Source organism: Anoxybacillus gonensis (assembly GCF_001187595.1).
GTDB classification, from domain to species: Bacteria; Bacillota; Bacilli; order Bacillales; family Anoxybacillaceae; genus Anoxybacillus; species Anoxybacillus gonensis.
Genome location: NZ_CP012152.1, coordinates 933,386 through 946,392, shown reverse-complemented (window position 1 = coordinate 946,392; position 13,007 = coordinate 933,386). Strand labels below are relative to the sequence as shown.

13 protein-coding genes and 1 pseudogene are annotated in these 13,007 nt (G+C 42.5%); 3 read left to right on the top strand and 11 right to left on the bottom strand.

Annotation, left to right across the window (positions count from 1 at the left end; translation table 11 throughout):
- Positions 1-34 precede the first annotated feature (34 nt).
- Positions 35-451, bottom strand: coding sequence for a CBS domain-containing protein (locus AFK25_RS05055; protein WP_035066015.1), 417 nt, complete (start codon positions 449-451; stop codon positions 35-37).
- Between the two features lie 131 nt (positions 452-582).
- Between AFK25_RS05055 and AFK25_RS05050 the strand changes: the two genes are divergently transcribed.
- Positions 583-942: a YugN family protein gene (locus tag AFK25_RS05050; RefSeq protein WP_009373487.1), complete on the top strand. Its 360-nt coding sequence runs from the start codon at positions 583-585 to the stop codon at positions 940-942.
- A gap of 6 nt (positions 943-948) precedes the next feature.
- On the opposite strand, the gene AFK25_RS05045 is transcribed toward AFK25_RS05050, so the two are convergent.
- Positions 949-1,209, bottom strand: coding sequence for a hypothetical protein (locus AFK25_RS05045; RefSeq protein WP_009373484.1), 261 nt, complete (start codon positions 1,207-1,209; stop codon positions 949-951).
- Positions 1,210-1,234: 25 nt separating this feature from the next.
- Here AFK25_RS05045 and ytvI point away from each other — a divergent pair, with 25 nt between their 5' ends.
- Positions 1,235-2,314, top strand: a complete 1,080-nt coding sequence (gene ytvI, locus AFK25_RS05040) for a sporulation integral membrane protein YtvI (protein WP_049720871.1) — start codon at positions 1,235-1,237, stop codon at positions 2,312-2,314.
- A gap of 51 nt (positions 2,315-2,365) precedes the next feature.
- Here ytvI and AFK25_RS05035 read toward each other — a convergent pair whose 3' ends face one another.
- From AFK25_RS05035 to cyoE, 9 genes and pseudogenes are all read right to left on the bottom strand, one after another.
- Positions 2,366-3,694, bottom strand: a complete 1,329-nt coding sequence (locus AFK25_RS05035; protein WP_035067880.1) for an IS3 family transposase — start codon at positions 3,692-3,694, stop codon at positions 2,366-2,368.
- Positions 3,695-4,003: 309 nt separating this feature from the next.
- A complete protein-coding gene (locus AFK25_RS05030; RefSeq protein ID WP_049720870.1) occupies positions 4,004-5,194 on the bottom strand; it encodes an ISL3 family transposase in 1,191 nt (396 codons plus the stop codon).
- A 109-nt stretch (positions 5,195-5,303) separates the two neighbouring features.
- The gene (locus tag AFK25_RS05025; RefSeq protein ID WP_009373482.1) at positions 5,304-5,762 is read right to left on the bottom strand and encodes a DUF420 domain-containing protein; all 459 of its coding nucleotides are present in this window, start codon (positions 5,760-5,762) and stop codon (positions 5,304-5,306) included.
- Positions 5,763-5,777: 15 nt separating this feature from the next.
- Positions 5,778-6,647, bottom strand: coding sequence for a cytochrome c oxidase assembly factor CtaG (gene ctaG, locus AFK25_RS05020; RefSeq protein ID WP_035065235.1), 870 nt, complete (start codon positions 6,645-6,647; stop codon positions 5,778-5,780).
- Between the two features lie 83 nt (positions 6,648-6,730).
- Entirely contained in the window at positions 6,731-7,063 is a 333-nt protein-coding gene (gene ctaF / locus AFK25_RS05015; RefSeq protein ID WP_009373480.1) for a cytochrome c oxidase subunit IVB, read from the bottom strand.
- Positions 7,064-7,067: 4 nt separating this feature from the next.
- The gene (gene ctaE / locus AFK25_RS05010; RefSeq protein WP_019418319.1) at positions 7,068-7,688 is read right to left on the bottom strand and encodes a cytochrome c oxidase subunit III; all 621 of its coding nucleotides are present in this window, start codon (positions 7,686-7,688) and stop codon (positions 7,068-7,070) included.
- Complete coding sequence (ctaD, locus tag AFK25_RS05005; RefSeq protein ID WP_009373478.1) at positions 7,688-9,556, bottom strand: cytochrome c oxidase subunit I; 1,869 nt, start codon at positions 9,554-9,556, stop codon at positions 7,688-7,690. The genes ctaE and ctaD overlap by 1 nt, the downstream gene beginning before the upstream one ends.
- 29 nt (positions 9,557-9,585) lie before the next feature.
- Positions 9,586-10,650, bottom strand: coding sequence for a cytochrome c oxidase subunit II (gene coxB, locus AFK25_RS05000; RefSeq protein WP_019418318.1), 1,065 nt, complete (start codon positions 10,648-10,650; stop codon positions 9,586-9,588).
- Positions 10,651-10,769: 119 nt separating this feature from the next.
- Positions 10,770-11,621 (bottom strand): annotated as a pseudogene (gene cyoE / locus AFK25_RS04995) (heme o synthase); the annotation flags it as partial.
- A 433-nt stretch (positions 11,622-12,054) separates the two neighbouring features.
- Here cyoE and AFK25_RS04990 point away from each other — a divergent pair.
- Entirely contained in the window at positions 12,055-12,996 is a 942-nt protein-coding gene (locus AFK25_RS04990) for a COX15/CtaA family protein (RefSeq protein ID WP_026011796.1), read from the top strand.
- Positions 12,997-13,007 lie beyond the last annotated feature (11 nt).

Sequence of the window (13,007 nt, the reverse complement as noted above, 5' to 3'; positions counted from 1 at the left end):
GGCTATGCGAAAACATAGCCTCAGACTGCTTTGATTAATGATATTGTGATATTTCTGTTAATGCTTCGCCGGCTTTTTCGTCGCTTGCTTCATGGATCGCTAAATCGCCAAGCGACATCATTCCGACAAGCGTATCCCCTTCGACAACAGGTAAGCGGCGAATTTGATGTTTCGCCATTAAACGAGCCGCTTCGGTAACAGAAGCATCTGGTGAAATTGTCACAAGCTGTTCACTCATCACTTCGGTGACAGCTGTTGAACCGGGCTTTTTCTCGGCAATGCCGCGCACGACTAAATCGCGGTCTGTCACAATACCAATGAGCCGATTTCCATCTGTAATTGGAATGGCACCGACGTTATAATCGCGCATTTTCACTGCTGCTTCGTACATATTATCAAGCGGCGTACAACATTCGACTTCTGTCGTCATCATCTCTTTTACTTTTGGCATATGCATCTCTCCTTTCGCACATTAGTTTCACCAAAATCGGAACAATTATGAAGCTCGTCATTGAAAGTTATGCGCTTTCGTACTATTATTAATGGAGGAATGTTTTATTTTACATAAGGGGGATATGAACGATGCGCTTTGAAAATACAGGTATTGAAAATCAAACAGCGCCATTAACACGTTTAGACGAACTCATGGAAAGCCTCGGCTTCGTGCGTGCAGGTCAATGGGATTACGACCGTGTCACATATGACCGCAAATTCGAGATTAAAAACGATGTGTTTTATTTACGCGTGCAAGGCTATGCGGTTGAAGGAGATGTTGGCGGTCGCCATGCAGTCATTAAGTTAATAAAGCCGCTGCTTGGCAAACATTATTATCCACATGGTGTAGAATATGGTGAGGGGGAAAACTTTCCTTCGTCATTAGTGAGCCAATGTGAAGCGATTTTAGCGAAAGTAAAAGAAGGTCTTGCGAACATAAACGCATGAGCACGCTCATGCGTTTTTTCCGTCAACGAGCCGACGAACGTACAGATGCACAGCAAAAACTTCTTTTCCTGTCATCTCGTATATGTCGTCCATCACTTGTTTTTGAATATGTTCACAGAAAGCGAGCATGTTTTGCTTCATTTTGAACGAAACGGTTATATGAATCGTCAGCCGCTTTTGTTGCTCATACACTTTCACATCTTCTAATATGACATCATCAAACGGTTGTACACTCATCGCAACAATCGTTATAATAGGTTTATGCATATACATCCTCCATACGATTTATGAAATGAAAGCAGGTGTCGTTTCGTTGTTCGAGAAAATTCCAAAGCGATCCATATACATGATTATTATTTTACTCGCGATCGTCTTATTGACATACTGGGTCGCCCCCATTGCCGTTCCGATTTTATTTGCATTGATTACTGCCATTTTTTTAGAGCCAGCAGTGAAAGTAGCACAGCAGCGGCTCGGGTTTAAGCGACAGTCCGCTACCCTGCTTGTGTTTAGTTTATTTACGCTATTTATGTGTTTAAGCGGTTATTTTATTATTACAAAAATTGTGACGGAAGCGTTTCACTTTTTTAGAAACTCACCGCTATATTTGAATGAAATGATTGCGGGATGGAATGAGCTTGTCGCTCGCTGGTACAAGCAGACAGAAAAATTGCCGCCGTTTGTTGTGGCGGAATTAAGCCATCAAGTCGATTTGTTTTTAACAAAATTAAAAACGCAACTAACCGCTTCATTAAGCTTTAATAAAGTAAGCGCGCTTGTCGCAAACGTTCCAAAGTTTTTAATTAACTTTCTCGTTTATTTAATTACTTTATTTTTATTTATGCACGATTTACCGAAAATACGCGAAGCGATTTTTTCGCATTTAACAGAAGAAACGAAAGAAAAAGTACATTTTATGATGTCGCGTCTATCGTATGTCGTATTTGGCTTTTGGAAAGCGCAATTTCTCGTTAGTTTAATTATTTTTGCCGTATCTCTCGTCGGACTGTTGCTCATTACACCGAAAGTGGCGTTATTTACCGCATTTATTATTTGGGTGATCGATTTTATTCCCATTATCGGATCGATTGTCATTATGGCACCTTGGGCCATTTTCCACTTCGTCACAGGCGATACGGTATTAGCGACAAAACTATCGATTCTCGGTGTCATTTTGTTAATTTTACGCCGAACGATTGAGCCGAAAGTGATGGGCGCGCATATCGGTTTATCTCCGCTAGCGACGCTCATTTCGATGTACTTAGGCGTGAAGGTGATGGGCGGACTCGGTCTCATTTTATTCCCGCTCTTACTCATTGCGATCAAATCAGCGAAAGAAGCAGGGATTATTAAGTTTCACTTTAAACTATAAAGAGGGTGAATTAAAGTGGCACCCATGTCAAGGACACTATAAAAAAAGAGATTAAGCAGCTAGAAGATGATTCCTATATTGAATAGGGGTCATCTTTTTTAAATTCCACTGATAGCGGTAATTGTTATAGTAAACCATGTAATGATTAATTTTTGACTTCAATTCCTTCAATGTTCTTGCCGATTTATAATCCACTTCATCCTTAAGGTGGCCAAAGAATGATTCTTGAGGGGCATTATCCCAACAGTTGCCTCTTCGTGACATAGACTGGCCCAGGCCATACTCCTTTAAAAGCTTCTGGTAACGTGGGCTTGTATAGTGGCTTCCCTGATCCGAGTGGATAAAAGCCTCTTCATGGAGAGTAATTTTCTTATTGTTCATCAATTGATGGATCGTCTGGGTGGCGATGTCCAAGGTGATGCGATCAGACACATGGTAAGCCAGGATTTCATTGGTGGAGGCGTCTTTTACGGTCGACAAATAAGCCATACAATTTCCGTTATATGGAAGATAAGTGATATCCGTAAGTAGTACTTTCCCGGGGATTCCCTGCTTGAATTCCCTGTTTAATTTGTTCGGGACAACCTGATGCTCCTTCGTTGCTTTAGCGATCTTTTTATAAGGGTTAGGCTTTCGGTGAGGACAGACGATTCCGTATGTCCTCATGATCCTCTGGATCTTTTTACGGCTGAAGATCATATCAAACTCATTCTCCAATATCATTTTGATAGAGCGTGAACCTTTCTTATATCCCCGCCGGTCAAAGGCCTTTAAGATGATTTCCTTCGCTTCAAGGTCCAATTTCTCCCGTGCTTCCCGGACAGAGGAAGCCTTCAGGTAGCTGTAATATCCCGACCGTGAGACATCCAGAAGGTCACAAAAATACCTGGTCATCCCCTTGAATCCATTCTGTTCAATGGTCTCCTGTATCAATTGGTACGCTTTATTCGGATTGAGATTTTCCCTTGCGTTTAGCAGCCTCCTTTCGGTCAATTCTAGCTTTTTTAACAGCTCCACCTGTCCTTCCAACAGCTCAATTCTGGCCCTTTGCCTTTCAATCACTTCGGACTGTGTAAGCTCACGCTTTAAGGGTCTCCCAGAAGCCGTTTTCCTTGAATCTGTAAGCCCTATCAGGCCATTCTTTTCATAGGCTTTTTTCCATCTATGGGCTGACTGTTCAATTCGTTTTATGCCGATAACGTCCACATCAAAGCCGTTTTCCTCAAAGATCTGACGAGGGAATTTGCCAGCTTGGTATTCATCTATAAATCTATTTTTAAAATCGTCAGTATAGGTAATAGACCTTTCGCTGACACGTTGTACATTTGGATTTTTTTGAAGTATGTTTATCTCTTTAGATGAAAAAGTTATTTTACTCATATTGTCCCCTACCCCCCATATTCTGAAATTCAAGTATATAAAAATACCTGTAGGTTGAACACTCTTTTTTTCGAGTGTCCTACCTACAGGTACCATTTTAAATGTTCACCCTCTTTTTTAGGGTCTTCACCATTTTCTGTGATTTCTACTCAATCCTAGAAACATGTTAGCTGGATGAAATAGGTTCATCAGTCAGGATCCTTCTTCCGCATACAGACCACGAAGTTGGTAGAATGGAAACAGTCAAGTGCTTTCCTTGACGGGTTCCATTCTACCAACTATCATACCGATAGCGGAAGAAGGGAGCGCTTAAGCAGCCTGACTACCTGTAGTGTTCCCTGTACACTCCAGAAATACACGCAAACGAAACCGTTCTAGATTTCGATAGCCATATGCCCGGCGTTTGATGTTTTTGATCTTGTGATTCGTCCCCTCGATCCGGGCATTGGTATATGGGCACAAAAAGTAGGAAAGAATAGGCTCCTTCCACCTTTCAAGCGTGTTGGCTGCTTCCTGAAAAGAAGCAAAAGGGCTCTGTTTGGCTAACTGAATCCATTCTTCCAAGCGTTCCTTTGCTTCGTTATATCCATCGGTTCGGTAAAAATCCCGAAACAACTCTTTCAGATAATAAGCAATGGAAAGTGCCGGATACTCCTCCAAGATATCGTCTAATCGAAGCCGTTGGTCCTTACGAAGCTTTTCACAGCCTTTTAAGAGAAGATATCGAGCCTTTTTCAATGGAGAACATTCCTTTCTTGCTTGATCCAAGGCTTGTGTCACTTTTTGAACCACATGGTACTTATCGATGACAATCGAAGCAGATGGAAACAGGGCACGAACCGCCTTATGATAAGGTTCCCACATGTCAAGAATCACCGTTTGGACCATTTCTTTCGACAGGACATTTTGACTCAACAAGTTGATGGCGGAGTCACATTGGCGATCGGCATGCATTCCCATGACCGATCCGGCTTTGGCATCCATCAATACGGTTTCATACTGATGTCCCTTTTTTACCGCGATTTCATCTAAGCTAAGCACCATCCCTTCCTGAAAAGATGCCCCCTTTGCTGCTTGGCGCTCTTTTGCTTTTTTCGATGCGATGGAGTAATAGATGCGTTCCAATGTCGTATATGGGATGCGGTGCTTTCGGCTAACCTCTTGAATGGTGGAGCCTTCACAAAGTTCATACAAGTACTCACAAAATCGATTGGTGTAGTGTTGATTGGGTTGAATCGATTCCAAAGAGGCGGAAAACACTTGGGAACAATTCCAGCACCGATAGCGCTTTACCTTTACGAACAAGTACACCGGTTGATGGAAAATCGCCAAATCCCGTACTTTTCTTGTCCGTCTGTCGTGGACAGAGGAAGTGGCAAAACCACAATGAGGGCAACGTTCCTGTGTCTCTGTTTTCTCTACATGAATCGCATAACCATAGGAAAGAAGTTCTTGTTTAATCACTTTAAATTCTGGCAATCCTAGTGGTATAGAAAGCACTTACGAGACCTCCTTAATGTTTATTTCACCGCTAACATTATTGCCAGGATCTCGTCAGTGCTTTCTCTTTTTTGTCACTAAATCACAAAATTTGGTGATGAACCCTTTTTTAAAATCCTAAAATCGCTTTAATAACTGATGTCGTTTCCCCACCACGATAAAATACGTATAACAATAAATAAACAGCAACTCCTGTTGTTGCGGTAAAAAACCATACGATACTCGTGATCGGACCGATTTTTTTATGGCGCAACCAATTTTTTTTCACCGCAGACAGCAACGTGACAATGCCGAAAACGGCGCCAGCTGTCGCTAAAAAAATGTGGAAAAACAAAAAGATCGTATAATATATTTTTATATCGTCTGGACCACCGAAGCTTGTATTGCCGATAAAAATCGTGCGCGACAAGTAAATGATGAAAAACGCGAGCGCAAAAGCAGCCGCAAGCCACATCGTCTTTTCATGCTTCTCGATTTGTTTTTGACGAATAAAATACCAGCCAATCGCAACGAGAATGGCACTAATGACGATAAAGCTTGTACTAATTGTAGGTAAAATCGGTACCATCGTTTCTCCCTCTCTTTATTTCGTTGTTTGAACAGCGACATGTTCTTCATTTCGTTCTTTTCGATACCATTCAATAAAAATGAAAAACAACATCACTCCATATACAATTTCTTGAATGATTTTCATTAATACGCCACCAAGCTGCTGGTCGTGCAATAGCGACATCGAACTAAAAATTTCCGGTCCGCTTAATTCAAGCGACGCTAACGTCGTTTGTGGGACGCAAAGCGCTAAAGCGTTTATCCAAGCAGCTGGATCGTAATACGTCGCATATAGCGGGGTATCCGCAAAAATAATGAGCGCACATGCAGGTGTCAACAACACCCCATCAGCAAAAATGTAACCGATTTTTTTCAAGCCAGACAACGACGGAAATCCTCGCACGTCATTGACGAGCGGCCACCACATCATCATCGCCGCAATAAAAATAGCAATCGTCATGAGCGCATGCAACCACATGTTTGTTTTCACTACATCAAAAATCAACGGCACGTGGTATAACGAAAAAATACCATTAAACAAAAATAAAGCAATTAACGGCTTCGTGAAAAAGGCAAACGTCGAGCGAATAAGTTGAATGCGAAAAACGGCTTCAAACATCCATGACGGAATGCCTTTAATCAGGAGCGGTGGCACCATTAAATAAAGAATGGCCATTTGCGTCATATGGGCGCTAAACATTAAATGCCCTAACAAGTCAACTGGAGAGCCTTTACAAATGTAAAGCAAAACAATGGCAGTCACAAACAACGTTTTTTGCTTTGTCGTCGTTTGTTCTTTTGCACGGTTAACTAACCAAAAATAAGCAATCGTCACAGCAACTAAAAAAATGAAAAAGTACGGACTCCACATCGCCTCAAAACCAAATATACTTAACGGCATCATATTCACCTCACTTTTTTTCCGACTTTATTATACTACAAACGTAACAAACGTGAAAAGAAAAGAAGCTAGCTAACGCTAGCTTCTTAAATCCAAACGACCGTTAAAAACGCCCAAATCGTAACGAACGCCACAACGACACCGCCATAGATGAACAGTGCTGGCAGTTCGTGTCCTTTATGGCTCATATGCATAAAGTAATACAGTTGGAAAATAACTTGCACGACTGCTAACAATAAAATGAACGGTACGGAAAACCAAGCAGAAAATCCTTCATATCCAACCGCAAAAAAGGCGATGAGCGTTAAAAAAATCATTAACGTAAATGAAACAATTTGATGTTTCATTTCTTCTGCATTTTTTTTCCGGCGATATTGCACATCTACTTTTGGGTTTTGTACATGTGTATGATTTGCCATACAATCACCCCACCATTCCCATTAAGTATACGACCGTGAAAATGAACACCCACACGACGTCGATAAAGTGCCAATATAAGCTGGCAACGTAAAACTTCGGTGCGTTATATAAGTTTAACCCACGTTTCGCATTGCGAATCATTAACGTTAAAATCCAAAGTAAACCGAATGCGACGTGGCCACCGTGCGTACCAACTAACGTGTAAAACGATGAAGAAAACGCACTTGTTGAAAATTTAAATCCTTCATGTACGTACTCTGTAAACTCGTAAATTTCAAGCGCTAAGAAAGCTGCACCAAGAAAAACGGTAATGCCGAGCCAAAGCTGCATTTTTTTAAAATCAAAGTTGCGCATATGATGCATCGCATATACGCTCGTTAAACTGCTTGTTAGTAACAGCATCGTCGCTAAAAAGACGATCGGCATTTGGAACAATTCTTTCGCAGACGGACCGCCTGCAACAGAATCTCTTAACGCCAAAAATGTGGCGAAGAGAGAGGCGAACAATACCGTCTCTCCGCCGAGGAAAAACCAGAAACCTAAAAATTTATTTTTCCCTTCAAGGGTCGCTTTTTCAGGCTCTGCCGGAAACGTCTCTGCCGTTAATTTTTCTTCCACATGCATTATGCCCCAGCCCCCTTCTTCTCCGCTTCCATCACTTCTTCTTTATGAATATGGAAGCCGTGGTCATCAATAATTGAACGGAAGAACATCGCGCCGAGCGTAATGAGTAAGCCGACTACGCCGACTGGAGTTCCCCACGCATGATCTTGATGGAACAAGAAACCGAATGCGGCTACAAATAAGCCAAGTGAAATAACAAACGGTAAAATCGATGGATTCGGCATATGAATGTCACCTAGCGGCTCTGCTGGCGTTAATCCTTTTTTGCCTTCCATTTTTTCAATCCAATACGCGTCTAAACCACGGACAAGTGGTGTTTGTGCAAAGTTGTACTCTGGTGCTGGCGAAGATACGGCCCATTCCAATGTGCGTCCATCTTCCCAAGGGTCGTTGCCAACACGCTTTCCTTTTACTGTCGTAATGACAACGTTTGCTAATAATACGACCGTACCTGCTGCCATGAAAAATGCACCGACTGTACTAATCATGTTTCCTGTTTCAAATCCTTGACCAGGCAAGAACGTGAATACACGGCGTGGCATACCCATTAAGCCAAGGAAATGTTGAATAAAGAACGTTAAATGGAAACCGATAAAGAACAACCAGAATGTCACTTTTCCTAATTTTTCATCTAACATTTTACCGAACATTTTTGGCCACCAATAGTGTGCCCCTGCGAGTAGCGCGAATACAACCCCACCAACGATAACGTAGTGGAAGTGTGCAACGACGAAATAGCTATCGTGATATTGATAGTCTGCCGCAGCTGTTGCGTTCATGACCCCTGTTACCCCACCGATAACGAACGATGGAATGAACGCTACCGCATACATCATTGGCGTTGTAAAGCGAATGCTTCCGCCCCACATCGTAAATAACCAGTTGAAAATTTTAATTCCTGTTGGCACGGCAATCGCCATTGTCGCAACCGCAAAGATGGCGTTTGCAATTGGGCCCATCCCAACGGTAAACATATGGTGCGCCCATACCATGAATCCTAAAAACCCGATTAACACCGTCGCGAATACCATCGATGAATAACCGAATAAACGTTTACGCGAGAACGTCGCGAAAATTTCTGAGAAAATACCGAACGCTGGTAAGACGAGAATGTATACTTCTGGGTGACCGAAAATCCAGAACAAGTGCTCCCAAATGATCGTATTTCCACCAAGCGCTGGATCAAAGAAGTTTCCACCGAACAAACGGTCCATCATCATGAAAATTAAACCGACTGTTAATGGCGGGAACGCGAATAAAATGAGCGCAGATGTGACAAACGTTGCCCATGTAAACATCGGCATGCGCATATATGTCATTCCTGGCGCGCGCATATTAATGATTGTCACAAGGAAGTTAATTCCACCAATTAACGTTCCGAAACCGGAAATTTGCAAGCCTAATACGTAAAAGTCAATACCGTGCGTTGGTGACGCAAGTGATAATGATGCGTACGATGTCCAACCAGCATCAGGTGCTCCACCTAAAAACCATGATAAGTTTAAAAATACACCACCGAAGAAAAATAACCAAAATCCAAGCGCGTTTAAAAACGGGAACGCTACGTCGCGCGCACCGATTTGAATCGGCACAACGGCGTTCATCATCGCAAACACGAGCGGCATCGCCGCAAGGAAAATCATCGTCGTCCCGTGCATCGTCAACACTTCATTGTAAAAACCTGCGCTAATGAAGTCGTTGTTTGGCACGGCGAGCTGAATGCGAATAATCATCGCTTCTAAACCGCCAAGCAAGAAGAAAACTCCGCCGGCGATTAAGTACAAAATCGCAATCTTCTTATGGTCTACTGTCGTTAAGTAGTCCCAAATGACTGCGCCGACACCTTTTTTCCGAGCTAACGTACTCACAGTTTAACCTCCCTTTATCGATAATCCCCTTACTCAACAGATAATGTCATTAAATATTTTGTTAATGCTTCTAGCTCTTCATCAGATAATGCTGGATAAGTACCTGTCATTTTGTTGCCTGGCTTAATTTTCTCTGGATCTTTTAACCAAGCTTTTAAGTTTTCTTCGTTATGTTCTAAAATGCCGGCAATGCGTTCACGATCCGCAAAGTTGCCTAAGTTTGGCGCAAGGCGAGCTTGCTCTGGACGACCATCAACTGGTGTAACAGCGTGACAGCCAATACAGCTTTTGTTGAAAACTTCCTCTCCTCGCTTCACAACTGGGTCTGTTGCTGCAACAGGTTTTGCATTTTTCATTTTTTCTACCCATTGATCAAATTCAGCACGAGGAAGCGCCTTCACTTTAAAGTCCATTAATGCGTGTGACGGACCGCAAAGCTCCGCACATTTTCCGTAAAAGAGACGTCCTGCTTCTTCAGCACGTTTGTCATCAAATGTGAGGAAAAATTGGTTCGTGTTATCTGTATTTGTATCCATTTTTCCTCCGACGGCAGGAATCCAGAACGAGTGTTTTACGTCAGATGCTTTTAAGTTAAAATACACGCGTTCACCTGTTGGAACGACTAAATCTTGGCTTGTAATAATGCCGTAATCTGGGTACTCAAACTCCCACCAGTACAAATTCGCGCGCACGTTGACGACAACAACGTCGCGTTCTTTTTTGTTCATCGGTTTTACATCCGCCAATTTAAACGTGTATAAAACCGTCGGAACAGCTAAGATGATTAGTAAAATAATCGGAATAACTGTCCAAATAATTTCAAGCGTATGGCTTCCTTCTACTTGTTTTGGAATTTTGTTTTCTTCCCCTTTACGACGACGGAAGCGAGTCACAACGTAAAGGAAGATGATCGTTACAACCGCAATGACGATGACCATAATGGCCGTGCTGAGCAGCATAAGCTTGTACTGCATGTCAGCTACTTCTCCTGCTGGTTGAAGCGTCGATAAAAACGGCTTACCGCAACCAGCTAGCAAAAGCGCCATGGCGGATACAAGAGAAACCAAGCGCCAATTTCGTAGCCACTTCTTCATAGCCTAATCAAACCCCTCTTTCGATTATGAAATAAAGTGAAATATATACATTCTTTCTTTACAAAAAGAAAGAATTGTAAACCTTTTTTATTTTCCGAAGCGCCGTTGTAGGCGCTTCATTAGTCAATCGTGACAATCACCATCGTCACAAACAAAATCGTTAAATAGTTGAGCGAATAAATGAACATCCATTTCGCCCATTTTATATCGTCTTTCATTTTAAAGCCCGCTAGTCCGAGCGCTAACCAACCGACATTTAACAACGTCGCGATCACTAAAAACGGCACGCCTAATGAAAATAAGTAAAACGGAAGCGGTAAAAGCGCCACAATCCAAATGACGATTTGCCGTTTTGTCATCGCAAATCCATGTACGACAGGAAGCATCGGAATGCCAGCTGCGCGATACTCCTCACATCGCTTCATCGCCAACGCTAAAAAGTGTGGCGGTTGCCATAAAAACATAAGCAAAAACAAAATGACTGGAACGATATGAAATCCGTCATCGACCGCTGTCCAACCGATGACTGGCGGAACGGCACCAGAAATGCTTCCGATCACCGTATTGAACGTATTGCTTCGCTTAGACCACATCGTATATAAAAAGACGTATGTCACCATACCAATGAGTCCGATGATGGCGGCGGTGACCGTTGTCATAAGCAAACTGAGCGTACCGATCGTGACAAGAAGTACACCGAACCAAAGCACGCGCTTCGGCTCTACGCTTCCGCTCACCGTTGGGCGACTTTTCGTCCGTTCCATAAGATGGTCGATGTCGCGATCAATGAAATTATTTAACGCACAAGAACCTGCAATGACGAGCGCAGATCCAATAAGCGCGAAAAACACCGTATGCAAATTGCTTAAAAAACCTTGTCCTGTAAAATGAAGGGCTAACCAAAGTCCCGTAAACGTCGTAATTAAATTGGAATTGACAATGCCAATTTTTACGACAGCGAATACATCTTTTAGTACACCGGATTGGATTTTTGTCGTTTTTACATCTTCGACTACATCCGCCATCTGCCGCCACTCCTCTCTTATGCCTTTGAAGGCGTTTCCAATCTATACACGATAACGATATGTCGTCTCTGTATATTAAAGCACATTTCTTCGTCAAATTGTGAACTTTTTTTGTCTTAATTGTGTCGAATTTGTGTCAAAACGATATTGTTACAATGAAAACATTGAAAAATGACTGCACTTATATTTCTAGCAAACTCCATACAAATATTCAACCATATTTGCAACGTTTGCTATATTGTAAAATAATAAAACTTTGCGCTTTTCGACATTTTCCGCTAATATGAGAGTAGCATTTCTTCACACGTATTTCACATTTATTATACAGTTTTTACTAGGCATTTGCTAGATAAAATTTCGCATTAAGGAAGTGAACACATTGCAACGGCTTTTAAAATGGTTTGCGGTAGCGACAACAATCGGCATGCTTTTCGTTTTAATTGGTGGCGCACTTGTGACGAAAACAGGCTCAGGCATGGGGTGCGGTCGTTCGTGGCCGCTCTGTCACGGGCAACTCATTCCGTCTCACATTACAGCTGAGTTGCTTATTGAATTAAGCCATCGCGTCGTCTCAGGCGTCGTCGGATTGATGGTGCTTATTTTATCGATTTGGGCATGGAAAGCGATCGGACATATTCGAGAAACGAAATTTTTAGCCGTCGTTTCGTTCGTGTTTCTCGTCTTGCAAGGGCTCATTGGCGCTGCTGCGGTCGTGTGGGGACAATCGGACGTCGTGCTTGCGCTTCATTTTGGCATTTCGCTCATTTCGTTTGCGGCTGTCTTTTTATTAACGCTCTTTATTTTTGAAGTAGATAAAAAATTTCATGCCGCATCCGTTGTGCTCGATCGTACGATGACATTTCATATTTACGGCATTATTGCATATTGCTATATCGTCGTCTATACCGGAGCGCTCGTTCGCCATAAACAAGCGAGTTTAGCGTGCCCAAGTTGGCCGTTTTGCGCACAAACGCGCTTATTTCCAACGCAACTGCATGAATGGGTGCAAATGGGGCACCGTTTTGCAGCGGGATTATTGTTTCTTTGGATTTTATGGGCGACGATATATGCGATTAAACGATATAAACATCAGCCGATTATATACTGGGGCTGGCTCATCGCACTCCTTCTCGTTAGCTGTCAAGTCGCAACAGGAGCGCTTGTCGTCTTTACAGGGTTAAACTTATACGTCGCCTTAGCTCATGCGTTTTTCATTTCATGTTTATTTGGTGTATTAAGCTACTTCGTGTTACTGGCGACACGTAGTAAAAAAGAAAAAGAGGTAGAGCATCAAGCCGTTCCATCTGCCGTATTAAAATAAAAGAACGAGGG